This window comes from Streptomyces sp. B1I3, assembly GCF_030816615.1.
GTDB lineage: Bacteria > Actinomycetota > Actinomycetes > Streptomycetales > Streptomycetaceae > Streptomyces.
In genome coordinates, this window is record NZ_JAUSYD010000001.1 from 2,995,860 (window position 1) to 3,022,610 (window position 26,751).

General features: G+C 70.1%; 26 protein-coding genes and 1 pseudogene. 11 read left to right on the plus strand and 16 right to left on the minus strand.

From position 1 onward, the window contains the following. Positions 1-289: 289 nt before the first annotated feature. Positions 290-1,054 carry a calcium-binding protein gene (locus tag QFZ58_RS13535; protein ID WP_307125177.1) on the minus strand — a complete coding sequence of 255 codons (765 nt, stop codon included), beginning with the start codon at positions 1,052-1,054 and terminating at the stop codon, positions 290-292. A 422-nt stretch (positions 1,055-1,476) separates the two neighbouring features. Between QFZ58_RS13535 and QFZ58_RS13540 the strand changes: the two genes are divergently transcribed. Continuing rightward, a complete protein-coding gene (locus QFZ58_RS13540) occupies positions 1,477-2,082 on the plus strand; it encodes a lytic polysaccharide monooxygenase (protein WP_307125178.1) in 606 nt (201 codons plus the stop codon). A 490-nt stretch (positions 2,083-2,572) separates the two neighbouring features. Further along, positions 2,573-2,713 carry a hypothetical protein gene (locus QFZ58_RS13545; RefSeq protein WP_307125179.1) on the plus strand — a complete coding sequence of 47 codons (141 nt, stop codon included), beginning with the start codon at positions 2,573-2,575 and terminating at the stop codon, positions 2,711-2,713. A 376-nt stretch (positions 2,714-3,089) separates the two neighbouring features. Here QFZ58_RS13545 and QFZ58_RS13550 read toward each other — a convergent pair whose 3' ends face one another. From QFZ58_RS13550 to ychF, 10 genes and pseudogenes are all read right to left on the minus strand, one after another. Beyond that, the gene (locus tag QFZ58_RS13550; RefSeq protein ID WP_307125180.1) at positions 3,090-3,266 is read right to left on the minus strand and encodes a hypothetical protein; all 177 of its coding nucleotides are present in this window, start codon (positions 3,264-3,266) and stop codon (positions 3,090-3,092) included. Positions 3,267-4,416: 1,150 nt separating this feature from the next. After that, a complete protein-coding gene (locus tag QFZ58_RS13555; RefSeq protein WP_307125181.1) occupies positions 4,417-5,616 on the minus strand; it encodes a PP2C family protein-serine/threonine phosphatase in 1,200 nt (399 codons plus the stop codon). 1,048 nt (positions 5,617-6,664) lie between these two features. After that, complete coding sequence (locus QFZ58_RS13560) at positions 6,665-7,186, minus strand: DUF4396 domain-containing protein (protein ID WP_373428660.1); 522 nt, start codon at positions 7,184-7,186, stop codon at positions 6,665-6,667. 133 nt (positions 7,187-7,319) lie between these two features. Next, a complete protein-coding gene (locus QFZ58_RS13565) occupies positions 7,320-7,943 on the minus strand; it encodes a DUF305 domain-containing protein (protein WP_307125183.1) in 624 nt (207 codons plus the stop codon). A gap of 129 nt (positions 7,944-8,072) precedes the next feature. Further along, the gene (locus tag QFZ58_RS13570) at positions 8,073-8,480 is read right to left on the minus strand and encodes a DUF6153 family protein (RefSeq protein WP_307125184.1); all 408 of its coding nucleotides are present in this window, start codon (positions 8,478-8,480) and stop codon (positions 8,073-8,075) included. Between the two features lie 288 nt (positions 8,481-8,768). Next, on the minus strand, positions 8,769-8,942 hold the full coding sequence (locus QFZ58_RS13575) for a hypothetical protein (protein ID WP_307125185.1): 174 nt from the start codon (positions 8,940-8,942) through the stop codon (positions 8,769-8,771). A 58-nt stretch (positions 8,943-9,000) separates the two neighbouring features. Beyond that, complete coding sequence (locus tag QFZ58_RS13580) at positions 9,001-10,959, minus strand: amino acid transporter (RefSeq protein WP_307125186.1); 1,959 nt, start codon at positions 10,957-10,959, stop codon at positions 9,001-9,003. Between the two features lie 616 nt (positions 10,960-11,575). Then, positions 11,576-12,058 carry a hypothetical protein gene (locus QFZ58_RS13585; protein WP_307125187.1) on the minus strand — a complete coding sequence of 161 codons (483 nt, stop codon included), beginning with the start codon at positions 12,056-12,058 and terminating at the stop codon, positions 11,576-11,578. 135 nt (positions 12,059-12,193) lie between these two features. Then, a pseudogene (locus QFZ58_RS13590) lies at positions 12,194-12,400 on the minus strand (phosphatase PAP2 family protein); the annotation flags it as partial. A gap of 45 nt (positions 12,401-12,445) precedes the next feature. Then, positions 12,446-13,534, minus strand: coding sequence for a redox-regulated ATPase YchF (gene ychF / locus QFZ58_RS13595; protein WP_307125188.1), 1,089 nt, complete (start codon positions 13,532-13,534; stop codon positions 12,446-12,448). Between the two features lie 230 nt (positions 13,535-13,764). Between ychF and QFZ58_RS13600 the strand changes: the two genes are divergently transcribed. Then, on the plus strand, positions 13,765-14,412 hold the full coding sequence (locus QFZ58_RS13600; RefSeq protein ID WP_373428546.1) for a DUF6542 domain-containing protein: 648 nt from the start codon (positions 13,765-13,767) through the stop codon (positions 14,410-14,412). A 36-nt stretch (positions 14,413-14,448) separates the two neighbouring features. Here QFZ58_RS13600 and ppgK read toward each other — a convergent pair whose 3' ends face one another. Then, positions 14,449-15,186, minus strand: coding sequence for a polyphosphate--glucose phosphotransferase (gene ppgK / locus QFZ58_RS13605; protein WP_307125189.1), 738 nt, complete (start codon positions 15,184-15,186; stop codon positions 14,449-14,451). A gap of 119 nt (positions 15,187-15,305) precedes the next feature. Beyond that, positions 15,306-16,295, minus strand: coding sequence for a 4-hydroxy-3-methylbut-2-enyl diphosphate reductase (locus QFZ58_RS13610; RefSeq protein ID WP_307125190.1), 990 nt, complete (start codon positions 16,293-16,295; stop codon positions 15,306-15,308). An 87-nt stretch (positions 16,296-16,382) separates the two neighbouring features. Here QFZ58_RS13610 and QFZ58_RS13615 point away from each other — a divergent pair, with 87 nt between their 5' ends. From QFZ58_RS13615 to QFZ58_RS13630, 4 genes are all read left to right on the plus strand, one after another. Beyond that, entirely contained in the window at positions 16,383-17,726 is a 1,344-nt protein-coding gene (locus QFZ58_RS13615; RefSeq protein WP_307125191.1) for an APC family permease, read from the plus strand. A 212-nt stretch (positions 17,727-17,938) separates the two neighbouring features. Next, positions 17,939-19,150 (plus strand): exodeoxyribonuclease VII large subunit, encoded by a 1,212-nt coding sequence (gene xseA, locus QFZ58_RS13620; protein WP_307125192.1) that lies wholly within the window; start codon positions 17,939-17,941, stop codon positions 19,148-19,150. A 188-nt stretch (positions 19,151-19,338) separates the two neighbouring features. Continuing rightward, the gene (locus QFZ58_RS13625; RefSeq protein ID WP_307125193.1) at positions 19,339-19,590 is read left to right on the plus strand and encodes an exodeoxyribonuclease VII small subunit; all 252 of its coding nucleotides are present in this window, start codon (positions 19,339-19,341) and stop codon (positions 19,588-19,590) included. 155 nt (positions 19,591-19,745) lie between these two features. Continuing rightward, complete coding sequence (locus QFZ58_RS13630) at positions 19,746-20,336, plus strand: malonic semialdehyde reductase (RefSeq protein WP_307125194.1); 591 nt, start codon at positions 19,746-19,748, stop codon at positions 20,334-20,336. A 198-nt stretch (positions 20,337-20,534) separates the two neighbouring features. Here the strand turns inward: QFZ58_RS13630 and QFZ58_RS13635 are convergent, their stop codons facing one another. Continuing rightward, positions 20,535-21,056: a DUF4245 domain-containing protein gene (locus QFZ58_RS13635; protein WP_307125195.1), complete on the minus strand. Its 522-nt coding sequence runs from the start codon at positions 21,054-21,056 to the stop codon at positions 20,535-20,537. 143 nt (positions 21,057-21,199) lie between these two features. Here QFZ58_RS13635 and glpX point away from each other — a divergent pair, with 143 nt between their 5' ends. Then, positions 21,200-22,231 (plus strand): class II fructose-bisphosphatase, encoded by a 1,032-nt coding sequence (glpX, locus tag QFZ58_RS13640; RefSeq protein WP_307125196.1) that lies wholly within the window; start codon positions 21,200-21,202, stop codon positions 22,229-22,231. A 315-nt stretch (positions 22,232-22,546) separates the two neighbouring features. Here the strand turns inward: glpX and QFZ58_RS13645 are convergent, their stop codons facing one another. Next, positions 22,547-22,918, minus strand: a complete 372-nt coding sequence (locus tag QFZ58_RS13645) for a WhiB family transcriptional regulator (protein ID WP_307125197.1) — start codon at positions 22,916-22,918, stop codon at positions 22,547-22,549. A gap of 168 nt (positions 22,919-23,086) precedes the next feature. Further along, a complete protein-coding gene (locus QFZ58_RS13650; RefSeq protein ID WP_307125198.1) occupies positions 23,087-23,758 on the minus strand; it encodes a DUF1707 domain-containing protein in 672 nt (223 codons plus the stop codon). Positions 23,759-23,949: 191 nt separating this feature from the next. Here QFZ58_RS13650 and QFZ58_RS13655 point away from each other — a divergent pair, with 191 nt between their 5' ends. From QFZ58_RS13655 to QFZ58_RS13665, 3 genes are all read left to right on the plus strand, one after another. After that, on the plus strand, positions 23,950-25,617 hold the full coding sequence (locus tag QFZ58_RS13655) for a fumarate hydratase (protein WP_307125199.1): 1,668 nt from the start codon (positions 23,950-23,952) through the stop codon (positions 25,615-25,617). 196 nt (positions 25,618-25,813) lie between these two features. Beyond that, a complete protein-coding gene (locus tag QFZ58_RS13660; RefSeq protein WP_307128854.1) occupies positions 25,814-26,311 on the plus strand; it encodes a SigE family RNA polymerase sigma factor in 498 nt (165 codons plus the stop codon). Beyond that, positions 26,304-26,720: a hypothetical protein gene (locus QFZ58_RS13665; protein ID WP_307125200.1), complete on the plus strand. Its 417-nt coding sequence runs from the start codon at positions 26,304-26,306 to the stop codon at positions 26,718-26,720. Before QFZ58_RS13660 ends, QFZ58_RS13665 begins: the two co-directional genes overlap by 8 nt. Positions 26,721-26,751: the final 31 nt, after the last annotated feature.

Sequence of the window (26,751 nt, forward strand, 5' to 3'; positions counted from 1 at the left end):
GACGCTTCGAGGCAGAGGCAAGACGTGCGACGGAACAACTCCCTTGATCCGGAAGCGAGTCGGCGCCACCTGCGGAACATAGGAACTCGGGCGCCCAGCGCCGCTCCGCCACGGCGCGAGAATCAGCAAAGCAATTTCGAGTCACGGCGGATGGAAACAGCCTCGCACCCCCGCCGTCTGAGGCGTTCACAGTTGACGCGGCTCGGGTGGCGCGTCGCCGACGGCGATGGCTCGGCGCCTGCGGCGCCGTTCACGCCGCGGGCCAGGGCCTTCGGGCGTGGAGGCGCACTTACGGGAGGATGATGTTGCGGCCGGGCCCGCCTTCGAGGGCGTCCTTTCCGGCGCCACCGCAGACGAGGTCGTCGCCGCCTTCGCCGTCCAGTGTGTCGTTGCCGGGGCCGCCGAGGAGGATGTCGCGGCCGTCCCCGCCCATGGCGCGGTCGTCGCCGGGGCCGGCGTGCACGGTGTCGTCACCGCCGTATCCCTCGATCATGTCGTCGCCCCGGCCGCCCCACATCTGCTGGTTGCTGCTGTCACCCATCAGGTGGTCCATGCCGTCGCCGCCGTGCAGGGCGGCGGGTCCCATAACCATGTCGTTCCCCGCGCCGCCCAGCACCGTGCGTGCGGTGTGGGCGTGCAGTTCGTCGTCGCCGGGGCCGCCGCTGACGGTGCCGATCCCGGGGGCGAAGGCGGCGATCGTGTCGTTGCCGTCACCGAGGAAGACGTCGATCCTGTCGAGCCGGGGGCTGTCGGCGGGCAGTTCGCAGACGAGGGAGGTGGTGTCCTCGGCTCTGGAGTACGCACAGTGGTCGCCCGGTTCGAGCGGGACCACGTCGCTGAAGCCGATCCGCCGGATCCCGTCGCTGGTGTACATGGGGAATATGTTGAGGTTGTCGGTCTGCCCTGCGGCGGCGGTGAAGACGATCGACTGAGTTGCCCAATCGGCTCCGACGTGGGCCTTCGCCTCGGTGGCGGCGGCTGCCGGGCCGACGGGGAGGCCGACGGTGAACAGGGTCACGGCGATTGCGCTGACGGCGGCTCGGCTTCGGTTCATGAAACCTCATCTCGGTGGAGTGATGGTGGACCGGCCTGCTTGGAGTTGTGCTACCGGGGAGCGCGCGGATCCGCTCGTGAAGGCAGGCAGTCTCCCCTGCTGGTCGGGATCTACAAGACCGCGAATTGACGCGGCGACATGGTAAGCAATTGTCCCTCCGGATGCGATGGTTGCGCTTCTTCTTCCTCGTTTTCCGGTCTCGGGAACGGTTCTGACTCCCGGCTCAGGGCAGATTCCCTGCTCACCGCCCACCCCTGTGATCAACTCCGTTCGCTTCATTGACATTTCACTCAGAAGACCTACCGTTGGGAGCGCTCCCATAAAAGCCTCGCAATTGGAAGGAGCTCCCCCCTATGCGTACACAGAGTCCGTTAACCGGGCGTTCGCGGTGGTCCCTCCGCCGACCTCTCCAGGCGCTCGTCATGCTGTTCGCCGTAATTGCCGGCGCACTGACCTGGTCGGCCCCCGCCCAGGCTCACGGCACCGTCGTCGACCCCGCCACCCGCGCGTACCAGTGCTGGAAGACGTGGGGCAGCAACCACACAAACCCGGCCATGCAGACCCAAGACCCCATGTGTTGGCAGGCCTGGCAGGCCAACCCCGACACCATGTGGAACTGGATGAGCGCGCTCCGCGAAGGCCTCGGTGGCCAGTTCCAGGCGCGGACCCCCGACGGGACGCTCTGCAGCAACAACCTTTCGAGGAACGCCAGCCTGAACAAGCCCGGGGCGTGGAAGACCACCAGTGTGGGCAACAACTTCTCGGTCCACCTGTACGACCAGGCGTCCCACGGTGCCGACTACTTCAAGGTCTACGTGAGCAAGCAGGGCTTCGACCCCAAGACCCAGACCCTGGGCTGGGGCAACCTCGACTTCATCACGCAGACCGGACGCTTCGCCCCGGCGCAGGACATCACGTTCCCCGTCCAGACCTCCGGCTACACCGGACACCACATCATGTATGTGATCTGGCAGGCCTCGCACCTCGACCAGACCTACATGTGGTGCAGCGACGTGAGCTTCGGCTGAGCCGGGTAGCGCCGCACACGGCACCGGCTTCGGCCGGGCACCGGTAATCCGCCACCCGGCCGACCGAGCTCCGTCGGGGCAGGGGACCCATTCGGTCACCCTGCCCCGACGGGGCTTCCTGCGCTCCTACTGACTTCGGCTTGTCAGGGTGCGGATGGTGTGTCGAGGGTCAGGCTGGTGCCGGCTATGAAGCCGGCAAGGGTGTGGGGCCGGTATTGCAGGCGGTTGCGGACGTGAGGTGCCCCCGTGTGAGGTGCCCCCGGAGGCATGGACACTCCGGTAATGGATCTTGCAGATCCCAGGACCGGTGTCCTGGTGGGACGGAAGTCTCTGTATCCGGTGGGCTTCAGGGATGATGCCGTTCGTTGTACCGCGCGGCGGGCGGGAAGCGTACGTGTGCGGCAGACGGAGGTCGGGGTGACCGGCGAGACGCTGCGCAACTGGGCGCACCGGGCTGACGAGTGCGCGGCCGGTGGACACGACCGCGGTCATGGCCGGAGAGAGCGGGGATGCGGGACTGGCCCGGCTGCGGGCGGAGAGCGGCCGGCTGCGCAAGGCGGAGAAGGAGTGGGAGCTCGAACGGGAGATCCTGCGCCGGGCGGCCGCCCGTTTCGCGAAGGAGACGAAGTGAGGACCCACCGCCGGGACGTCCTCTCCGCCCACGCCGAGGCCTTCGGCGTCCAGCGGGCGTGCCGGGACCTTCGGGTCTCGCGGGCGGGCTTCCATAGGTGGATCGCGGCCTGGACTCGGCGGACGCCGTAAGCACCCTTGTGCTCGGCATGGACCTCGCGGATCTCCGTGACCACAGTGTCCTCGGCCGCCTGCCGCCCGGCGCGAGCGCTCACGCCGGGACTGGTCGGCCCCCGGGCCCGCAATCTCGGCTCCCTGCACGCCGACATCTGGCGCGGCTCGGCGACCGAACTCGCCTGCGGCACGCTCCTCGTCCACCCCGTCGGAGGCTGGTGGAAGGCGAACAGGCGCAACGACCGCATCGGCCTGCCCGTCAGCTACGCCCTCCTGATCTCCCTGTGCACACCAGAGGTCTCCACCGATCGGCATACGCCCATCGCCAACCAGCTCGGCGTGTCGATCAGCCCGTCGAGGAAGCCCCGGGTGCTCTCGCGTGCGCCGGCGACGGACGTCGCGGAGTGGAGGGGGGAGACGTTGACGCTCATCGTGTCCATCAAATCCCCCTGGTCTCCGGATCGTCAATGCCCGGTCCGGTGCGTCCGGGGCTTGTGCCCCGGCTGCGGCCCGTCAGCCCGGCCACCCCCAGCCTCCATCACTGTTCGAGGTCGATTACCTCGCCGTCGAACATGGAGAAATCTATGTCAGCTGGAGTAGACATTGGCCAGTGTCGTGGTTATGGTTTCTCTCGTAACCGAGATCAACACGGCTCGGCAGGGACGAACTGCCGGGCAGTAGGACCGCAGTTGTAGTTCGCAGGACGGTTCGGTGGTGGAGTTCCGAAGCCAGGGTTGTTGCAGGACGGCGACGGGACTGACGACCGGACCGGATGGCCCGCAGTGATCAGGGGCCGTCGTGAGCAGTACCGCAGTTCGGTAGGTGCAGTTCGCAGTACCCAGCAGTGAAGTCAGTGAGCAGCACCTCGGTGAAGGCGTCGGCTGCGGGCGCGCGCACCGGGAGGTTCGGCAGTGGGGTTCCAAGCCAGAGCAGACGCAGGACGGGCGACGGGGCTGGCTGCCGAAGAGTGGCGCTGTCGCAGGCCACAGAGCAGTTCGCATCACCAGCAGTAGTAAGTGGTTGATCCCAGAGGGAAGAACGGAGGAGCCAGGCGCCATCAGGATCGCCCGGGCGGAAGTGTTGAGCCCGGGTACCGCAGGACATCGATAGTGAGGTGGTCTCCGGTCGAGCAACCGCGATCCCCGCAACTCCGACAGCATCTTCTTGGTCGGGTCTGCGGAAACAGAAGGCCGGCGCAGTATCAGGGCCGGCAGATGGTGTAGCAGTTCCTTCGGGGCCCTGGTGCCATTGGCGCCAGGGCCCCTCCGACGTGTTCCACCTAGAGGTGCGATGACAGCAGGCGACTCGTTCGGCCGCCTGACGACGAATGCCCCGCCTACACCATGGGCCGGGCCGCCGATCGGTGGTGCTCCTCTGGGCTCAGCCCCAGGCTTTCACCAGCGCGCGCAACGGGTGGCGCCTGTCCGCGGTGGAGAGTCGATGCGGCGGACCAGGGAACGGCGGGTCCTGTCCGCCCCTGCCGTCCGGGGAATGGGTTCACCGCGCACCTCGCATGAACAGGCGACCGGTTGACGGAGGACGCCCTTCGCCCCCTCACGGCGATGAAGTGGCCCCGGCGCGGTCGCTGTTTCACCCTGCCGAGGCGCGCGGGCCGTGCCATTCGCAGAACAGGACGGTGCCGTCGTCCTCCAGTCGTCCCTGGTGGTAGTCCATGACGGCGTGCATGAGGCGGCGCAGGGTCTCGTCGAGGGGGAGGCCGTCGGCTTGGTGGCGGATGATGAAGTCGGTGAAGCGTTCTACGCCGAACTCCCGGCCGTCGGTGTCGCGGGCTTCGGTGATGCCGTCGGTGAACAGCAGCAGCCGGTCACCGGGCTCCAGCTGTTCGGTGCTCTGCTGGATCGGCAGGTTGAAGCCGCTGCCCATCGGCCCGGCGGGCGGGCAGTGCAGCGTGCTGGCCCACCGCCCGCCGCGGATCAGAACCGGCAGCGGGTGACCGCGGTTGACCCAGCTGAATTTTCCGGTGTCCAGCTCGAGGTCGGCGAGGATGCCGGTGGCGTAGCGGCTGTGTCCGAACTGCTCGATGAGGGTGTCCTCGATGGCCGCGCTGGCGTCGGGGATGGTGGCGCCGGCGCGGCGGTGGCTGCGGCAGGTGGCCATGGCGAGGGCGGCGGTCAGGCCGGCGGAGGTGTCGTGGCCCATGGCGTCGAAGACCGCCAGGTGCAGGACATCCTCGGCCACCGCGTACTCGTAGGCGTCCCCGGCCACCTCGTAGGCGGGTTCCATGAAGGCGCTGACGGTGACCCGCCGGTCGGAGAACGTCCGCGGCGGCATCATGCTCCACTGCAGTTCCGCCGGTATCCCCATCGGCCGGACGCGGGTCAGCCGGGCGTGGGAGTCGCTGTTGGCCCGCTTGGAGGTCAGCAGCAGCCCGGCCATCGACGCCAGCGCCCCCATGACCTCCTCATCGGGCCGACCCCCGTCCCCCTCGGCGGGCTCGACGTGCAGGACCCCCAAGCGTTCAGCACCGTCCCGTACCGGCACCCAGCACGCCCCGCCACGGGCCGGCGCCGTGATCTCAGCCGTCTGGTAGGTGCGACCGGGCAGCGTGCCCTCGATCGGGTACTCCTCGCCGCCCTTCCCGGCGCTCAGGCCGAGGCCGGTGACCTCACGCAGGACCTCCTCCTGAAGATCGGCCACGAACAGCCGCGCCCCGCCCGCACCGGCCTCCCTCGCAGCGTTGTCGAGCAGGCGGGGCAACTGCTCGAACGGCGCCCTGTGACTGGCGGCCAGCAAGCTGGTCAGCGCTCGCGCCAAGCCCTGCGCCGTCACGCCCGTCCTCGCAGCCCAGGCCCCGGCCCGCCGCCGACATATCCCTCTTCTGTCATGATCCATCCCTGCCAGCGCACGACCACACAGGCCCGCGAATCAACACACGCATGCGCCACCGGGAACCACAGGACCCAAGCCCGAAGAAACAACACCGGCACGCCCGCCCCGGGCCCCTCGGCGAGGGGCCCGCCAGGACAGCGATCCCCGCAAGTCTGCCACCCCGCGGGCAGGGGACGCGTACGAAGTGCCGGGCCGACTGCCCGCATCGACACCGGCCTCGGCCCGCAACGGGTGGCGCCCTCCCCGGCCAGGGCTTCGGCACCATCCTGCGCACTGCCTCCGCCGGGCTTGTCCTGGGCACTGTCCTGGCGCCGGCGGCTCCACGCCGGCAGAACCTCGAGTAATCAAACCGTTGGCGAATACAAGGCCGCTCGCTGCTGGAAGTTCCCGTCTGATCCGAGCGGAGTTCGAACCGCCCCAGCGCATGGCCCGCACATCTCTGAATGCATGAGACGGCCGAGGCAGGGTGGTCAGGAACTCATCATTCTCGAGTTCGGGGCCGCCATCAAGGGTTGAGGGGACAGCTGATGGGGCCGGAACAAACTTGTCCCGGCCCCAAAAGTCACTTGCGCTTTCGCACTGAACTCACTCACGTCGGCGAGGTGGTGGAATTCATAGACTGAAGCGGAATCCGTAGCGCAGAGCTCCCACCTGCGGAAAAGCGGGTTTATAGGGGGCCATCCCAGCACCATGGAGGACAGGCGCCCTCGTACACCTACGCAGCTCGGGCGCTGCCGCTCGAGCTCGCCTCCTCTGCCTGCTGGGACGTCGCGTCTGGGGATTCAGGCCGCATGGCGCGCTGCGCCAGCATCAGCGTTCCAGGACAGGGAGGTGATCGATCTTCGAGTCACTGTGCGTCCTTCGCGGCGCAGGTCCAGGCGGCGTCACGTAGCAGACGCAGCCCGTTGAGGCCGGCGGTTCACCTTGCCGACGACCGACATCCCCCTGTGGTTTCAGTCTTGCCGCGAAAGTGTCCGGAGCGGGAGGGTCAGTGGTAGGTGTGGACGACGGCGTGGCCTTTGCCGCGGCCGATCATCCATTTGTTCACCGGGGTCGTCAGGAGGAAGGCGATGACGAAGCCGCCCAGCAGGGACGTCCAGAACAGGGCCTCGCCCAGGTGGGCGTCCATCGCGCCGGGGACCAGGGCGATGATCCCGTTGTCGACGAGTTCCATCACGATGATGGAGACGGTGTCGGCGGCCAGCGCCACCTTGAGGGCGATCTTGAAGCCCAGGCCCGCCTTGCGGATCGCGAACAGGGTCAGCGAGTAGCCGAAGACGAAGGCCAGCGCGATCGCCAGGATCATGGTCGCCGCGTTGCCCCACAGCAGGGCCGTACCGATCGCCATGCCGAGGATCTCACCGATGGCGCAGCCGGTCAGGCAGTGGAGCGTCGCCTTCGCAGCAGACACCCACGTCACGCCGCCCTCATGGTGTCCGCCGTGGCCTTCACGGGTCTGCTGCGCGGTGTTGTCGTGCCCATCGCCGGCGTGGTGTGCGCTGTGGTTCATGGCTGTCATCCCCTCGATCGTCCGGTGTGGTCCGTCTCCAACGAACGCCATACCCCCGGGGGGTGTTCCGACGGTGGTGTGACAGGGCCGTGCACGCCGGGCGGGCGGGCACGGCCCCGTGGTGTCGGGCGGGTCAGTTCTTGCCGAGCAGGCTGTTCATCCGGGAGATCTCTGCGGTCTGGGAGGTGATGATGGCGTCCGCCATCTTCGTGGCGTCGGGGAAGGAGCCGTCGGCCTTCTCCGTCCTCGCCATCTCCACCGCACCCTCGTGATGCTTAATCATCACCTCCATGAAGGCGGTGTCGAACGCCGGGCCGGACGCCTTCGTGAGGCTGTCCATGTCCTCGGCCGTCATCATGCCGCCCATGTCGTGCATGGAGTGGTCCATGGCTCCCTCGGCGGGAACCGTCTCACCCCAGGAGGTCAGCCACCCCGACAGGGTTTTGATCTCCGGGTACTGGGCCTTCTTGATCTCGCCGGCGAGCTCCTTGACCTCGGCGGACTCAGCCCTGGAGGGTGTCAGGTCAGCCATCTCGACGGCCTGCCGGTGGTGAGGGATCATCCCCTTGGCGAACGCGACGTCGGCGGCATTGTGCTGCCCCTGCGACACCGAGGCGGACGCGGAGGCCGGTGACGACGAGCTGTGCCCGTCGTGCCCGGCGGAAGCGCCGTCGCTCGACCCGCACGCGGCGAGCAGGAGCGAGGCGGCGCCCGCGGCGGCGACCAGGGCCGTGCGGCGGATGAGGTTTTTGTTCATGGTGGTGCGACTCCTTGATGCGCAGCCCTGCTGCGGGCATGCGCCGAGGCGGAAAGAGAACACATCCGGAGCACGGCACCGCTTTCCACCCGGGCGGTGCCGGGCCTCAAGCGTGCCGTGCGGGCGGTCCTATATCCGCAGGAGTTGCAGCTCGGCCAAGTCGGGCGGCGCGCGCCCACCTTCCGGAGAACCGGCCGCACCGCTGGACAGCACCCGTACCGCCGGCGGGACGCCGGGTGCGGAAGCCAGCGGGGGCGGAGCATAGGGGGCGCCTACACCGGCCGCCGCGCAGGTCGCGTCCACATGCTGCGCATGCCCCGATCCGCCCCCGGCGTGCACACAGTCCGCGGCCGCCTCGACGTCCTTCTCGTGGACCATCGCCACACCGTGCCCGCTGCCCACCGTCGCAGTCTTCGCCGGCACCGCGCCAGGGGCCAGCCCGTGCATCGCCAGCACCCCGGCCAGCACCGCCAGCACCAGCAACACGACACTGCGCCCGGCGGGGCGGCGGCTCGGCGACTGGACAGTGCAGGACATGGCGCCATCCTACGATCCGGCTCCGACCCCGGCCATGGCTCCCTCGCCGGCCGGAGCGGCAGTACCGCCGCCGGACTGATGACGCCGGCCGCCGAGCTTTCACCGGCCCGCTCACCACGACGCCGACGGCATGGGCACCACGTTCGCGGCCGTCCTCACCGCCGGCGGGCGGCCTTCACGGGTGAGACTCATTCAGCACGCCGGCGGCGGAGCCGCTGCCCGAGGGGCCTTCGGCGTGCCGACCACATAGCGTCACGGCAACGGTCCCACGCCTCGGGTGCTGTGCGTTCAAGGCCGGTAGACCATCTCGATGAGTCCGGCCGCGATGAGGGCCCAGGCGGCAAGCCCGAGGAGCCATATCGATTCGATGAGGACTCCAGCTGTGCCCAGGACGACCATGACGAGGAGTAGGGCGTGCTCGGCCCGCCGCATGCCGCAGCCCGGGGCGTGAGACGGGATCAACGCGCCTGCTTTCTATCCCCGTCGTCCGGCTTCCGCCGCCCCCACCAGGGGGAGCGGGTCATCCACCGACGTGGATTCCGGGGCGCTGGTCGGGGTCGGGTTCGTTGCTGCGGATGATTTCGCGGGTGACGGGGGCGGTGTCGCCGCGGCCGAGGAGGAAGTAGCGGAGCATGTGGCGCAGGGGACTGCCTTCGGCCCAGGCGAAGTAGCAGTGGGGACGGACTCCGGTGGCGTCGCGCAGGGCGAGGAGGATCGCGGCGATGGCGTTGGGGGCGGCAGGGGCCTTGGCGCGCAGGACGCGGTAGCCGTCGACCTCGGTGCCGTGGACCGTGAGGGTCTCGCTGAAGTCGGAGGGGTCGACGACGTCGATCTCCAGGAAGATGACGTCTGCGGGGCCCGGGACGGGGTTGGTGCCGCGCTGCTCGCGTTCCTTGGCGGCGTACTCGGCAGCGTCGCCCGCCTCGCGGCGGTTGGCGATGATGTTGATGGACCGGTCGTGGGCCAGGGTGTCGGCGACGAAGCGGCGGGCGGTGTCGTCGAAGACGATGCGGTCGGCGCGCAGTTCGGTGGTACGTGAGACGCGTGAGATCAGGGACACGACGATGATGCCGATGATGAACAGTCCGGAGATGGCGATGCCGTTCGGCTTGTCGACGACGTTGGCGATCAGCGCGTAGAGCAGGACCGCGGTGAGCAGGGCGAAACCGGCGGTGGCCACCCGTCGGCGGCGGCGGGCGACGGAGACGGTGACGGCGAGGGCACCGGAGACCATCATGGCGAGGATTCCGGTGGCGTACGCGCCGGCCTGGGCGTCGACGTCGGCGCCGAAGGCGATCGTGATGACGATGCACAGGGCGGTGTAGACCAGGACCACGGGGCGGACCGCGCGCCCCCATTCCGGGGCCATGCCGTAGTCGGGCAGGTAGCGGGGAACGATGTTGATCAGCCCGGCCATGGCGGAGGCGCCGGCGAACCAGAGGATGAGGATGGTGCTGATGTCGTAGACGGTGCCGAAGACCTCGCCGACGTGCTGGTGCGCCAGGTAGGCCAGGGCGCGGCCGTTGGCTGCCCCGCCGGCTTCGAACTCCTCGTGCGGGATGAGGGCGGTGGTGACGAAGCTGGAGGCCAGCAGGTAGACGCTCATGGTCACCGCGGCGGTGGTCAGAAGCCGGCGGGCGTTGCGGATGCGGTCGCGCAGCCGCTCCTGTGCGTCGGAGCCCCTGGCGGCGATCATCGGCATCATGCTCACGCCGGTCTCGAACCCGGACAGGCCGAGGACCAGCAGGGGGAAGGCGAGCAGGGCCGGTCCTGCGAGGTCGCCGAAGCTTCCTCCGCCGTCGCCGAGCGCGTCGGTCCAGGAGGAGAACACACCCGCGGTGGTGAAGACGTCCACCATGCCGACGGCGATGACGACCGCGTTGAGGATCAGGAAGACGGCGACCAGCGGGATGGCGACCTTGACCGCCTCGTTGAACCCGATCAGGAACACGCCCCCCAGGACCAGCAGCAGTACCACCGTCATGGCAACTTCGTGGCCGTGGAGCACGGCGGGGAAGAACGGGTTCTCCACCACGTGCACCGAGGCGTCCGCCGTGGACAGGGTGATGGTGATGATCCATGAGGTGGCGACGAACCCGAGCAGCACGAGGACGAAGAGCTTGCCCCACCAGAACGGCAGCAGGTCCTCCAGCATGGCGACCGAACCCGCCCCGTCGGGACTCTCCTTGGCGACCCGCCGGTACATCGGGAGCATCCCCACCAGGGTCAGTGCCACGATCAGCAGCGTGGCCAGCGGCGAGACCGCCCCGGCGGCGAGCGCGGCGATCGCCGGGACGTAAGCCAGGCTTGAGAAGTAGTCGACGCCCGTCAGGCACATCACCTTCCACCAGGGCTGTGTCTCGGCGTGGTCGTCGCCGGCCGCCGGCCCCACCGGGTGCACCTGATGCCGCAGCAGCCAGCGCGCCACCCCGCCCGTCGGCTGATCCCTCCGCGCGGGGCTGTCCACCGTCTCGGGCATCGTCAACCCACCGGCCTGAGGTATCACCGGCTGGCCGGCCTTCTTCATCGCGCCCATAACCCTTCGCACTCACCCATCGCAACGGTCAGGGCGTCACCGCGCCCAGCGCGCTGCACCGATCACCGCAGTTGCGGTTGCCCGGCATCACGGCAGAACACGCGGGAAGATGGCGAGCTTTTGCCCAATCAGTACCCGAAGCGTGAGGCACGGTGACCTCACCCGGCGTGTCCATGGCCACCGCCAGCACCGCGGCCTATGGCCTACCGGGCGTACGGAGCCGGGAGCAACCGGCCGTGGCGCAACCGGAGCAGGTAATCGCCCCGCCTGCGGAGAAGCCACTGAGGCGGCCGGATCACTGACATGGTGACGGGCGGTGAGGGGTGTCCGGTGCGAAGAACCCGTTGGCCCGCGACGTCTGACACACATCGCGCCCGTCGGCATCGGTAAGGCCCACGTCCAGCACCACCGCATCGACCGTGTCACCGGCCAGCCGCAGCGCTCCGGCGCCGTCCTGCGCGGTCAGCGTCGTGAAGCCCTCTTCCCCTACCCCTCTGAGCAGGACGCCGCCGCAGGGCAAGATCGTCCTCGACCACCAGAACCCACTGCTCCCCCGCAGTCAGGAGGCACCCGACGGCTGCGGATGTTGGTGCGACGTACGGCAGCGCATCGCGGGCCCGTAGCGCGCCAGCAGTCCGGCGCACAGGCACAGCCAGAAAGTGCTGAACAGCCAGCCGCCGAAGACGTCGGTGAACCAGTGCACGCCCAGATGGACCCGGCTGATCCCGACCAGGGCGCCCCAGCTCCCGATCAGCAGCACCAGCGCGGTACCGCACCGGAAGCCGCGTACCAGCACCGCCCCGATCCACTGCCCCACCGGGGGACGCGGCCGGGCGGCCAGATCCATGACCTCGTACCGCACCGCCTGACCGCCGACGAGGCACCCGAGAGCGATCGCCGCAGCGGCGACCCGCTGACGCACCGTGGCACGCCGTCGGGCGAACACGCCCGCCGCAGCCGCGAGTGCGTAGGGAATGACTCCGGTGCCCGTGTACGTCACGGCCCTGGCGACGGCTACGGCGGGAGCGGGCCGGTGACCCACCGACCACTCGTGGAGCTGCTGGTCGGCGAGGACCGGAGCACCCCGCCCATGCGCCCGCGAGCACGGCCAGCACCGCGAAGGCCACCGCACACCCTGCCGCGACCGACAGCGCCGGCCGGGCCGCACGCCAGCGGTTCACGAGGAGACCAGGAGCGGCCTCAGCGGTGTCCCGGTCAGCCGTCGCGCGAGCGCCTCGGAGCGCGAACGCAGGGCCGGCGAGAGGAGCAGGGCGACCAGCGCGCCGACGAACAGGCCCGCAGCGACGTCGTGCGGGTAGTGGGCGCCGACCCACACCCGGGAGGCCGCCATCGCGAGCGCGGCCACGACGGCGAGCGCGCCGAGGACCTGCATGGTTGCCAGATCAGTGACGTGGTGACAAGTCACCCGCTACACGTTGAAGCGGAACTCCACCACGTCGCCGTCCTGCATCACGTAGTCCTTGCCCTCCATGCGCGCCTTGCCCTTGGCGCGGGCCTCGGCGACGGAGCCCGTTTCGATCAGGTCCTCGTAGGAGATGATCTCGGCCTTGATGAAGCCCTTCTGGAAGTCGGTGTGGATCACACCGGCCGCCTCCGGGGCCGTGGCGCCCTTCTTGATCGTCCAGGCGCGGGTCTCCTTCGGGCCTGCCGTCAGGTAGGTCTGGAGGCCCAGGGTGTCGAAGCCGACGCGGCCGAGGGTGGCGAGGCCCGGCTCTTCCTGGCCCATCGACTGGAGGAGCTCGAGAGCCTCGTCGTCGTCGAGTTCGATGAGCTCCGACTCGATCTTGGCGTTGAGGAAGATGGCCTCGGCCGGGGCGACCAGCGCGCGCTGCTCGTTCTTGAAGTCCTCGTCGACCAGCTCGTCCTCGTCGACGTTGAACACGTAGAGGAAGGGCTTCGTCGTGAGCAGGTGCAGCTCGTGGAGGAGCCGGCCCTTCTCCGTACCGGCGGTGATGCCCTTGGAGAAGAGGGTGTCGCCCGCCTCGAGGATCTTCTGGGCCTCCTCGACCGCGGCGAGGACCGCGACCTTGTCCTTCTGGAGGCGGGACTCCTTCGTCAGGCGCGGGACGGCCTTCTCGACGGACTGGAGGTCGGCCAGGATCAGCTCGGTGTTGATCGTCTCGATGTCGTCCTTGGGCGAGACCTTGCCGTCGACGTGGACGACGTTCTCGTCCTTGAAGGCGCGGATGACCTGGCAGATCGCGTCGGACTCGCGGATGTTCGCGAGGAACTTGTTGCCCAGGCCCTCGCCCTCGCTGGCGCCGCGCACGATGCCCGCGATGTCGACGAAGTCGACGGTGGCGGGGAGCAGCTTCTGGGAGCCGAAGATCTCGGCGAGCTTGTTCAGGCGCGGGTCGGGGACGCCCACGACGCCGACGTTCGGCTCGATGGTGGCGAACGGGTAGTTGGCCGCCAGCACGTCGTTCTTGGTCAGGGCGTTGAACAGGGTCGACTTGCCGACATTCGGCAGGCCGACGATTCCGATCGTGAGCGACACGTTGGCGACTTCCTGAAGTGAGGAGCGGGGGCTGTGCGGGCGGGCCGGGAGTGGACCGATTCTCCAGTTTACGGGCGGGGCGGAGCCGCCCGTCACGGGTGCGGAGGCGGAGACCGGTCCGGGGCGGAACGGCACCGTTTCGGCCGTGTGGCATCGAACGCAGGACCAAGGTCGGCCAAAGCGCGTGTCCAACGCCCGAAAGAGCCCGCTGCGCCACCTAGGTTGTCCAGGTGGACCAGCACAGGACACGTAGCCCGCAGCGCAGGCAGCCCCACCAGGCCCCGCTGTCCCCGCCGGGTGGCCCGGGCGAGGGCGAGGCCGCCCTTCCGGTGACGGTGACGGTTGCCCCTGTCGCTTCGGCCGCGCCCGGGGCGGATCCGGCCGTGGGGCCGGGGCGGACGTCGGCGCGAAGGCCCCGGGGCGGCGCGGTCGCGCCCGTGGTCCTCGCCTTGCGCCGCTTCCCCAATCCCCGGCTGACCGGTATCGGCGCGGGGCTCTTCGCGGCCCTGACCATGTTCCTGCTGGCCTGCCTGGACCGGTTGCTCCTGGGCAGCTCCGAAATCGTGTTCGGGCTGCTGTTCCTGCCGGTCAGCGCGCTGACCGCCCTCTGGGTCCGCCCCGCCGACCTGGTCACCGCACCGATCGGCGTGCCCATCGCCTTCGCCGTCGGGGTGATCCCCGTCGCCGGGGGCACGGGCGGCCTCGGTGGTCAGATGATGGCCGTCGTCACCGCGCTGGCCGTCCACGCGGGCTGGCTGTACGGCGGCACGCTCGTCGCGGGGATCATCGCCACCGTGCGCAAGATCCGGCAGATGCGGGAGCGGCAGCGGCACCTGGTGAGGACTGCCGCCCAGGCCGCCCGCCGCCCCCGCCCCTGAATCCCGGCTCCTAGCCTTTCCCCGGTCCGCTCGCGCTCACTTGGCCGCCGCCGCCATGGCGGCGCCCACGATGCCCGCGTTGTTCTGCAGCTGGGCCGGGACCATCTCGGCCCGTACGTTCTCGATCAGCGGCAGGAACTTATCGGCCTTGCGGCTCACGCCCCCGCCGATGATGAAGAGCGCGGGCGAGAACAGCATCTCGACGTGGACCAGGTACTTCTGCACCCGGTGCGCCCAGTGCTGCCAGCTCAGGTCCTCGTCCTCCTTGGCCTTCGTGGAGGCCCGCTTCTCCGCGTCGTGCCCGTGCAGTTCCAGGTGCCCCAGCTCGGTGTTGGGGACGAGCTGCCCGTCGGTGAAGACGGCACTGCCGATCCCCGTGCCCAGCGTCAGCACGATCACGGTGCCCTTGCGGTCCCGGCCCGCGCCGAAGGTCATCTCGGCCACCCCGGCAGCGTCGGCGTCGTTGAGGATCGTGACGGGCTGCCCGATACGGCCGCTGAGCAGCTTCCGGGCGTCCAGGTCGATCCAGCCCTTGTCCACGTTGGCCGCGGTACGGGTGATGCCGCCGGTGACGACACCGGGGAACGTGATGCCGATCGGGCCCTGCCAGCCGAAATGGCCGACGACCTCGGCCACACCGTCGGCCACGCCCTCGGGCGTGGCCGGATGTGGTGTCAGTACCTTGTGGCGCTCCTGCGCCAGCTCTCCGCGGTCCAGGTCCACGGGCGCACCCTTGATCCCTGAACCGCCGATGTCCACACCGAAGATCTCCATGGAACCACGGTACGGGGAGGTGGCGCGGATCACTCCCCGGGGAGCGATTCGCGTGTCCCGTGGGCCCGTTGCCCGCGTGTGCGGCGTACGCGGCCCGACCGGTCCCCGCTCTTACCGCGTCACTCGGCCGAGAGCGCCGCAGCCTCGGCACGCAGGTCGCGGCGGAGCTCCTTCGGCAGCGAGAACGTGATCGACTCGTCCGCCGTCTTCACCGTTTCCACGTCCCCGTAACCCCGCTCGGCCAGCCATTCCAGGACACCGTCGACCAGGACGTCGGGAACCGACGCGCCCGAGGTGAGGCCGACCGTGGTGACGCCCTCGAGCCAGGCCTCGTCGATCTCGTCGGCGAAGTCCACCAGGTGCGCGGCGGGTGCGCCCGCGTCCAGGGCGACCTCGACCATGCGGATGGAGTTGGACGAGTTCTTCGAGCCGACGACGATGACCAGCTCGGCGTCCTGCGCGAGCTTCTTCACCGCGACCTGGCGGTTCTGCGTGGCGTAGCAGATGTCGTCGCTCGGCGGGGAGAGCAGCTGCGGGAACTTCTCCTTGAGCGCGTCCACCGTCTCCATCGTCTCGTCGACGGAGAGTGTGGTCTGGGAGAGCCAGACGACCTTCGACTCGTCGCGCACGGAGACGTTGGCGACGTCCTCGGGGCCGTCCACCAGCGTGATGTGGTCGGGGGCCTCGCCGCTCGTCCCGATGACTTCCTCGTGGCCCTCGTGGCCGATCAGGAGGATGTCGTAATCCTCCTTGGCGAAGCGGACGGCTTCCTTGTGGACCTTGGTGACCAGCGGGCAGGTCGCGTCGATCGTGGCCAGCTTGCGCTCGGCGGCCTCGGCGTGGACCGTCGGCGCGACGCCGTGCGCGGAGAACATCACGATGGAGCCCTCAGGGACCTCCGCGGTGACGTCGACGAAGATCGCGCCCTTCTTCTCCAGGGTCTGCACGACGTATTTGTTGTGCACGATCTCGTGGCGGACGTAGATCGGGGCCCCGTACTGCTCCAGGGCCTTCTCGACGGCGATCACGGCACGGTCCACGCCGGCACAGTAGCCACGGGGTGCGGCGAGCAGGACTCGGCGGGCAGGCGAAGCAGTCATGCGTCCCATCGTAAGGCCGTACCGAACAGGCGCCGGATCGGCGGGGTCGGGAGACTGAAGCCCTGTGTGGCGGGGCAGGCGAGCGACGGAGGGTTCATGGCCGGCAGCAGCGCGGACCAGCAGGGACTACGGCGCACACTCGGGTTCAGGGACCTGGTGGTCTACGGGCTGCTGTTCATCGCCCCGATGGCCCCGGTCGGCGTCTTCGGCACCCTGGACGCGAAGTCGGGCGGCGCCGTCGCACTCGTGTACCTCGTGGCGACCGCCGTGATGGCGTTCACCGCCTTCAGCTACGCCCAGATGGTCCACGTCGCCCCGTTGGCCGGCTCCGTCTTCGCCTACGCCCGCAAGGGCCTCGGCGAGGGGCCCGGGTTCATCGCCGGATGGATGGCGATGCTGGACTATCTGCTCATCCCCGCCGTCGCCTATCTCTTCTCGGGGATCGCGATGAACGCGCTGGTGCCGGACGTGTCGCGGTGGGTGTGGACGGCGATCGCTGTGGTCTTGACGACGCTGCTCAACCTGTGGGGCGTCCGGGCGGCGGCCCGGGTGGGCTTCGCGGTGCTCGCCATGGAGATCGCGGTGCTGCTGGTCTTCGTGGTGTCGGCCGTGGTGGTGCTCGTACGGGACGGGGCGCAGCGCGGCTGGCTGACCCCGCTCACCGGTGACTCCGGGTTCTCGATGACGGCGGTCCTGGGGGCGGTGTCCGTCGCGGTGCTGTCGTATCTGGGTTTCGACGCGATCGCCTCGTTCGCGGAGGAGGTCACGGGGGGCTCGGCGAAGGTGGCACGTGCGGTGCTGTTCTGCCTGGTGCTGGCCGGGGTGCTGTTCGTCGTCCAGTCGTACCTGGCGGCGTTGCTGGAGCCGGTGTCCTCGGCGGAGCTGGCGGCCGCGCCGGTGAAGCAGGGATCGGCCTTCTACGACGCGGTCGACGCCTCGGTCGGGACCTGGCTGCACGACCTGGTGGCCGTCAGCAAGGCGGTCGGCGCCGCCTTCGCCGCGCTGGCCGGGCAGGCGGCGGCGGGGCGGCTGGTGTTCGCGATGGCGCGCGAACGGCGGCTCCCCTCGTTCCTCTCCCGGATCGACGGCACGTCCGGGGTACCGCGCGTGGCGATCACGTGCGCGGCGGTCGTGACGCTGGTGGCCGCTGTGTGGGCGGCCCGGCGCGACGACGGACTGGACCATCTCGTGTCGGTCGTGGACATCGGGGCGCTCACGGCGTTCGTGCTGCTGCACGCGTCGGTGGTGGGCTGGTTCGCCGTGCGCCGGATGGAGGGCCCGCCGAGTTGGTGGCGCCATGTCCTGATGCCGGTGGTGGGTGCCGGGGTGCTGGTCGCGGTGATCTGGGAGGCGACGACGAGCGCCCAGCTGGTCGGGTTGTGCTGGCTGGGGGTCGGGTTGGTGGTGCTCGCCGTGCAGTGGGGGCGGCGGGAGGCCTGAATGCGCGGGTACGGGGACGGGGCCGCCTGAGTGCGCGGGCACGGAAGGGGCCGCCTGCGCGCGAGGCGTGCGGGGCGGTCCGGGCCCGGGGTGGGCCGGGCCGGCCGGGCGCGAGGGCGGCGTGAGCGGGCGCGCTCGGCACGGGCGGCCCGGGCCGCGGATGCGCGCGCGGGCGGCCTCGGATGTCGGCACCGGCCGATACGCTCGCCCGTATGGCTCTCACTACGTCCCCGGAAGCCCCACTGCCCGTCGGCGACGTGTCGCGGCTGATCGGGGGGTGGATCGACCGGCTCGGTGCGGTCTGGGTCGAGGGGCAGATCACCCAGCTGTCGCGGCGGCCGGGCGCGGGTGTGGTCTTCCTGACGCTGCGCGACCCGTCCCACGACATCTCGGTGAGCGTGACCTGCTTCCGGCAGGTCTTCGACCGGATCGCCGACGTCGTCACGGAGGGCGCGCGCGTCGTCGTCCTCGCCAAGCCCGAGTGGTACGCGCCGCGTGGGCAACTGTCCCTGCGGGCGACGGAGATACGCCCGGTGGGCATCGGGGAGCTGCTGGTCCGGCTGGAGCAGCTGAAGAAGGCGCTGGCCGCCGAGGGACTCTTCGCCCTGGATCGCAAGAAGCCGCTGCCGTTCCTGCCGCAGTTGATCGGCCTGGTCTCGGGCCGCGCATCGGCGGCCGAACGCGACGTCCTGGAGAACGCCCGGCGGCGCTGGCCCGCGGTGCGCTTCGAGGTGCGGAACACCGCCGTGCAGGGCGTGCACGCGGTCAGCCAGGTGGTCCAGGCGGTGCGGGAGCTCGACGAACTGCCCGAGGTCGACGTGATCGTCGTCGCGCGGGGCGGCGGCAGCGTGGAGGACCTCCTGCCGTTCTCCGACGAGCAGCTGATCCGTGCGGTGGCCGCGTGCCGTACGCCGGTGGTGTCGGCGATCGGCCACGAGCCGGACTCCCCGTTGCTGGACCTGGTCGCCGATCTGCGGGCGTCGACACCGACGGACGCGGCGAAGAAGGTCGTACCCGACGTGGGCGAGGAGCTCGACCGCGTCCAACAGCTCCGGGACCGGTCGCTGCGGACCCTGCGGGGGCTCATCGACCGGGAGGAGCGGGGGCTGGCGCATGCGCTGGGCAGGCCGTCGATGGAGCGGCCCCAGCGGATGGTGGACGAGCGGGAGGCGGAGGTCGACGCCCTGACCGGGCGGAGCCGGCGGGTGCTGGGGCACCTGCTGGACCGCGCCGACAGCGAGCTCGCGCACACCCGGGCCCGGGTGGTCGCCCTCTCGCCCGCGGCCACGCTGGAACGGGGGTACGCGGTGCTGCAACGGCCGGACGGGCACGTCGTGCGCTCTCCCGAGGACGCCGGTCCCCCAGGCGGAGAACTGCGGGCCCGCGTCTCCGAGGGCGAGTTCAGGGTACGGGTGGACGGGTGACCGGCCGACCCGGACGGGTGACCGGCCGATCCGGATCCCGCGGGACGGGTGGCCGGCGGATCCGGGTGACACGGACGAGTGACCGGCGGATCCCGGTGCCGGCGATCCGGTGACCGGCGGATTCCCGGTGACTGCTACCCGGTGACGGGCGGCCCGGGTTGTCATACCTCACGCATAAGGTGGATCACATGACGGACGACGGGACGACGGCGGCTGCCGCGACGGGCACGCTCGGGTACGAGCAGGCGCGGGACGAGCTGATCGAGGTCGTACGCCGCCTGGAGGCGGGCGGCACGACGCTGGAGGAGTCGCTGGCCCTGTGGGAGCGCGGCGAGGAGCTGGCGAAGGTGTGCCGGCGCTGGCTCGAGGGTGCGCGCGCCCGGCTGGACGCCGCGCTGGCCCGTCCGAAAGAGCCCTCGGAGGGCAGCGGCACCGGCTGACCGGGCGCCGGCGCCCGGTTCACCGGGTGCTTGCGGTTGTTCACCGGGCGCTGTGCGGTGGATCACCCCGGCGCTGATTTAGTTGAAAGTTAACCTATTTCTCGGCTACGGTGATCGCATCGCTCACCCCGTACCGCCGGAAGGTAGTTCCCCAGATGTCCCTCGTTCTTGACCCCGCCGCCCAGGACCTCCTCTTCCGCGAGGCCCGCACCGCCAACACGTTCACCGACGAGCCGGTGACCGACGAGCAGGTCCAGGCGATCTACGACCTGGTCAAGTACGGCCCCACCGCCTTCAACCAGTCGCCGCTGCGTGTCGTCCTGGTCCGCTCCGCCGAGGGCCGCGAGCGTCTCGTCAAGCACATGGCCGAGGGCAACCGGCCGAAGACCGCCGCCGCGCCGCTGGTCGCGCTCCTCGTCGCGGACCACGAGTTCCACGAGGAGCTTCCGGCCCTCATGCCGCACTTCCCGCAGGCCAAGGACGCGTTCTTCTCCGAGCGCCCGGTCCGCGAGCAGTCCGCCCTCCTCAACGCCGCGCTGCAGGCCGCCTACTTCATCATCGGCGTCCGCGCCGCCGGCCTGGCCGCCGGCCCGATGACCGGCTTCGACGCCGCGGGCATCGAGAAGGAGTTCCTGGACGGCGACCACAAGCTGCTGATGGCCGTCAACATCGGCAAGCCGGGCGAGGACGCCTGGTTCCCGCGTCTGCCGCGCCTGTCGTACGACGAGGTCGTCACGACCGTCTGACCGGCACACCCGGTCCAGTGGAAAGGCCCCCGGCGCCGAGCGCCGCGGGGCCTTTCCACGTACAGCGACGCCGCGTACAGCGACGCCACGTACAGGGACTCCGCATACAGGGACTCCGCATACAAGGACGCGCACAGGGGCGCCCCGCACACAAGCTTCGCGTACGACGGAGCAGTGGGTGTCGGGGACGAAAGCGGGTCAGGCACCCGTCTCGAGCGCCGCGGCCATCTCCGTCAGCCGCTCCATCGGGGCCGAGCCCGTGACGACCGTGGTCGCCCCCTTGCCGTGCAGCACGAGGGCGTCGTACTTCGAGCCCTCCCAGCGCTGCCACGCCTGGCCGGCCACCTGCTGCGTGCGCCCGGTGTTCTCCGCGTGCTGGCTGACCTGGGGCACGTACTTGTCCGCCGGGGTCGTGGACTGCTCCACCGCGACGTAACCGCCGTCCGGGTCCAGGAAACCGAGGTGCCAGCCCGCGCCGTTGCGCCCCTCGTAGGAGACGGAGGTCGGCTTCCACCCCTTCGGCAGCCCGTCCGGGGCGGCCACCGGGTACGGTGCGGCACGCCTCGCCGTGGCGAGCTCGACGCGGTAGTCGACGGCCTTGAGGGGGTCGGCCTTGTCGTCGTGCGGGATGAAGATGTAGACGCCGCCCGCCACTGCGGTGATCACGAGCATCGACAGGAACATGTCCCGGACCGTCTGCTTGCCTCGCTTGCTTGCCACGGAGTCAATGGTGGCATGGGGCCGTAGGGAACCAGCCAGCGGGGCGCCGCTCATACGTGACCCGCACTGCTCATTTTATCGACCTACCGATAGAGTCACAGCACCCTCTTTCCGGTCGTCGTCGTACAGAAAGGTGCGCTCCGATGTCCGAGCATCATCTGCCGTCCCAGCTCGAGGTCTCCCCGGAGGCCCCCGACCGCAACCTGGCCCTGGAGTTGGTCCGGGTCACCGAGGCCGCCGCGATGGCCGCCGGGCGCTGGGTCGGGCGCGGCGACAAGATCGGCGCCGACGGCGCCGCTGTGAAAGCCATGCGCACCCTCGTCTCCACCGTCTCGATGAACGGCATCGTCGTCATCGGTGAGGGCGAGAAGGACGAGGCGCCCATGCTCTTCAACGGCGAACGGGTCGGCGACGGCACCGGCGCCGAGGTCGACATCGCCGTCGACCCGATCGACGGCACCACGCTCAACGCCAAGGGCATGCCGAACGCGATCGCCGTGCTGGCCGCCGCGGACCACGGTGCCATGTTCGACCCGTCCGCCGTCTTCTACATGGACAAGCTGGTCACGGGCCCCGAGGCCGCCGACTTCGTCGACATCAACGCCCCGGTGTCGGTGAACATCCGGCGCGTGGCCAAGGCCAAGAGCTCCACCCCCGAGGACGTCACCGTCGTCATCCTCGACCGCCCCCGGCACGAGGGCATCGTCAGGGAGATCCGGGAGACGGGCGCCCGGATCAAGTTCATCTCCGACGGCGATGTCGCCGGATCGATCATGGCGGCCCGCGAAGGGACCGGCGTCGATCTGCTCATGGGCATCGGCGGCACGCCCGAGGGCATCATCTCGGCCTGCGCCATAAAGTGCCTGGGCGGTGTCATCCAGGGCAAGCTCTGGCCCAAGGACGAGGCCGAGCGGCAGCGCGCGCTGGACGCCGGGCACGACCTGGACCGGGTCCTGTCGACGGACGACCTCGTCAGCGGGGACAACGTGTTCTTCGTCGCCACCGGCATCACCGACGGTGAGCTGCTGCGCGGTGTGCGGTACCGCGCGGAGACGGCGACCACGGAGTCCCTGGTGATGCGCTCCAAGTCGGGCACGATCCGGAAGATCGACTCCACGCACCGGCTCTCCAAGCTGCGTGCCTACAGCGCGATCGACTTCGACCGCGGCAAGTAGAACCGGTCGGCAGGACCACGGGGGCTGTTCGTGCGGGCAGCCCCCGCGGTCCGCCGGTCCGCGCGAGGAACATCAGGGCCGCCGCCCGGTGCGTCCGGGCCGGCGCGCGGGAGCTGCGCGTACGCCGGATCAGGTCCGACGCACGGATCAGGTCCGAGGCACAGGGATCAGGTCCGACGCACAGGGGTCAGCTCCACGCGCCGGAACATCCGAACCTGCGCACCGGGACGTCAGGCCCGTGCGCCGGGACGTCGGACCCCGCACCGGAACGTCAAGGCACCGCGCACCGGGACGTCAGGCCCCTGCGCCGGGACGTCAGCCCGCAGCGGCTATGCGCTCCGCCGGGGCCGCCGCCTTGAGTTCGATGTCGCGCCTGCGCCGCCGGGCGAGCACCACCCGGCGCTCCGCGGCGGTGAGGCCGCCCCACACCCCGTACGGCTCAGGCTGTACGAGCGCGTGTTCCCTGCACTCCACCATGACCGGGCAGCGGCCACAGACCTGCTTGGCCGCTTCCTCGCGGGACAGTCGGGCAGCAGTCGGCTCCTTCGACGGGGCGAAGAACAGCCCGGCTTCGTCCCGGCGGCACACCGCCTCCGCATGCCAGGGCCCCGTCTGGTCCTCCCGCGCGGGATTGCGCTGGGACGGCACGGCGGCGACCTGCAGGGGCTGATGCGGCAGTTGCAGCACGGTCCACTCCTGACGACGACTTGGGCTTCGTGAGCGAGAGGCGATGCAGCACTCCCTACCCGCTGTACGCACGCCTATGCACTGAGTGGTCCCCACTTCGACCGCCGACAAGACCGCGCGGCCGTGTTCTGGCCGGAATGCGGCGGGACGGGAATCGGCCAGGCGTCCTCAGCGGCCGAGGTGTTTGCGCAGCTGGGCGTGGAGGTTGGCGACGAGCCTGCCCCGCTTGGGCTTTGCCTCGACGTTCCCGAAGACGGAATAGCCGTTCACGACGACCACGGGGGCTTCCGGGTCGGTGGATTCCAGTGTGTCGACCTCGAAATTGCCGAAGATACCGGTGCCGCTGCCACGCAGGGAAATGTTCTCCGGCACCTTGATTTCGACACTGCCGAAGATGGACGTCGCATTGATGACAGTCAGACGCTGGCCGAAAAGGGCTTCCGTCAAATCGATCTCGACGCTGCCGAAGAGCGCGAAGGAGTTCGTCCGGCCGCCCACCCGCCAGCGGCCCCTGCGGGTGGAACTGCTGAAGACCGCGACGAGGTTCTCGGCGGGTCCCGCCGGCGTGTCGGGGCCGTAGCCGTGGGGAGAGGCGGTCCGGGGGGCGGCGCCCCTGCTCGCCGGCAGGTCACTCACCAAGGGCTCGAGCTCGCCGACGGTCTTGGCCCGGTAGGCCAGGTCGACCCGCTCGGCGTGCTCCTCGGCGGTCAGCCGGCCTTCCGCCATGGCCTCTCGCAGGATGTCCGCGATCCGGTCGCGGTCCGCGTCGGACGCACGGATGCCGGCGGGCGCGGGACCGGCCGGAGCGACGGGCTGCTGGGGCTGCTTCTCGAGGTCCACCGGCCCAGCGTACCCAGACGCGATAGATCGCGACCAGTACCTCTACGGTCTTGTGCGGAATCCGGCGTGCCGGAGCAGGCGCTCCGGGGTGAGCCCTACCTCACAGACTCGGCGCGCCGACGGCGTTCTACCCTGGTGGATGCGCTGCCCAAGGGAGGTCAGCCGCTGTCGCCGAGTGAGGAATGGCCGTAATGCCAGAGTTTGCGTACTCCGATCTGCTCCCTCTGGGAGAGGACACCACGCCGTACCGGCTGGTGACCGCCGAGGGCGTCTCGACCTTCGAGGCCGACGGCCGTACGTTCCTCAAGGTGGCTCCGGAGGCTCTGCGCACGCTCGCGGCCGAGGCCATGCACGACATCTCGCACTATCTGCGCCCGGCCCACCTGGCGCAGCTGCGACGCATCGTGGACGACCCCGAGGCCTCGTCCAACGACAAGTTCGTCGCGCTGGACCTCCTGAAGAACGCGAACATCGCCGCCGCGGGTGTCCTGCCCATGTGCCAGGACACGGGTACGGCGATCGTCATGGGCAAGCGCGGGCAGAACGTGCTCACCGAGGGCGGTGACGAGGAGGCCCTGTCCCACGGCATCTTCGACGCGTACACGAAGCTCAACCTGCGTTATTCGCAGATGGCCCCGCTGACCATGTGGGACGAGAAGAACACCGGCTCGAACCTTCCGGCGCAGATCGAGCTGTACGCCACCGACGGCGGCGCGTACAAGTTCCTCTTCATGGCGAAGGGCGGCGGTTCGGCCAACAAGTCGTTCCTCTTCCAGGAGACCAAGGCGGTCCTCAACGAGGACTCCATGATGAAGTTCCTGGAGCAGAAGATCCGTTCGCTCGGTACGGCGGCCTGCCCGCCCTACCACCTGGCCATCGTCGTCGGCGGTACGTCGGCCGAATTCGCGCTGAAGACCGCCAAGTACGCCTCCGCGCACTATCTGGACGAGCTGCCCGCCGAGGGCTCCCCGACCGGTCACGGCTTCCGGGACAAGGAGCTGGAGCAGAAGGTCTTCGAGCTGACCCAGAAGATCGGCATCGGGGCTCAGTTCGGCGGCAAGTACTTCTGCCACGACGTGCGCGTCGTCCGCCTCCCCCGCCACGGTGCGTCGCTGCCCGTCGCCATCGCCGTGTCCTGCTCGGCGGATCGCCAGGCGACCGCGAAGATCACCGCCGAGGGTGTGTTCCTGGAGCAGCTGGAGAAGGACCCGGCGCGCTTCCTGCCGGACACCACCGACGAGCACCTGGACGAGTCCGGGAGCGTGGTGAAGATCGACCTGAACCGTCCGATGGACGAGATCCTGGCCGAGCTGACGAAGTACCCGGTCAAGACCCGGCTCTCGCTGACCGGCCCGCTGGTCGTGGCGCGCGACATCGCGCACGCCAAGATCAAGGAGCGGCTCGACGCGGGCGAGGAGATGCCGCAGTACCTCAAGGACCACCCGGTGTACTACGCGGGCCCGGCGAAGACGCCCGAGGGTTACGCCTCCGGATCCTTCGGCCCGACCACGGCCGGCCGGATGGACAGCTACGTCGCACAGTTCCAGGCGGCGGGCGGCTCCAAGGTGATGCTCGCCAAGGGCAACCGGTCCCAGCAGGTGACCGACGCCTGTGACGCGCACGGCGGCTTCTACCTCGGCTCCATCGGCGGCCCGGCGGCGCGGCTCGCGCAGGACTGCATCAAGAAGGTCGAGGTCGTCGAGTACGAGGAGCTCGGCATGGAGGCGGTCTGGCGGATCGAGGTCGAGGACTTCCCGGCCTTCGTCGTGGTCGACGACAAGGGCAACGACTTCTTCACCGAGCCCGCCCCTGCCCCCACCTTCACCAGCATCCCGGTCCGCGGTCCCGGCCTGGGCTGACCGACCGAGGACCGAAGGGGCGCTCCGGCCACGGGCCGGGGCGCCCCTTCGGCATGCGGGCCCGGACGCCGGCGGGCGACGGGTCCCCGGCGTCCGGTTCCGTGACGACCATCACTTTCTTTTGTCGTACTCCGTGTCGACCGGAAGCCCCGCGCCAGGCGTATGCCTGGTGAAGCGAGAGATCCGGGAGTGGTCGTTGACCGTCGAGGAGTTCGAAGAGTTCTACGCCCAGCGGGCCGCGCGTCTCACGGGGCAGTTGTACGTGATGCTCGGCGACCTGCACGAGGCGCAGGACGTCGTGCAGGAGGCGTTCGTCAAGGGGTGGAACCGGCGGCGGCAGCTGGACCGCGACGGGCAGCCCGAGGCGTGGATCCGCACGGTGGCATGGCGTCTGGCGGTGAGCCGATGGCGCCTGCGGCGGCGTACGGCGGACGCGTGGACGCGCACCGGCGCGCCGCCGGACATCGACGGTCCGGGGCCGGAGCGCGTGGCGCTGGTGGAGGCGCTGCGAGGGCTGCCGCCCCGGCAGCGCCGCACGCTGACCCTGCATTACCTGTGCGACCTCACGGTCGAGCAGATCGCCGATGAGACCGGCCTGTCCGCCAGCACCGTCAAGACGCACCTGGTCCGCGGCCGCGCCGCGCTCGCTCACCGCCTGCAGGACCCGCGCATGGAGGAGGTCACCGGTGCCTGAGCCCCACGACCCGCTGCGATCGTTGTTCGAACAAGCCGCTGCGGCCGGGCGGTCCCGCGCCGTCCCCGCCCCGATGGCCCGCATCGCCGAACGCGGCCGCCGGGCCCACCGGCGGCGGCTCGCCGCACTCGCGGCGGGCTGCCTGGTCCTCGTGGGCGGGACCGTCGCCACGTCGACGTCCCTGAGGAGCGCCCCGGCCCCCGCGGCGCCGGCGACCGGTGCGACGCACAGCACGCCCCCGCCCGCTCCCGCCCCCACCACCGGCCTGCCGCCGTCGAGCGGCGGCCCGAGCCCGTCGAAGACCCCCACCTGGCCGCCCGGCACGCGCATGCCGGGCGGTACTCCGACCGAATCGAGCCCGCCCCCACCCCCGCCCGAGGGGGCAGCGACCACCACTTCCGCGCCCTGACCCACCCGGCCCCGGGCCCGGCGCCGCCGGG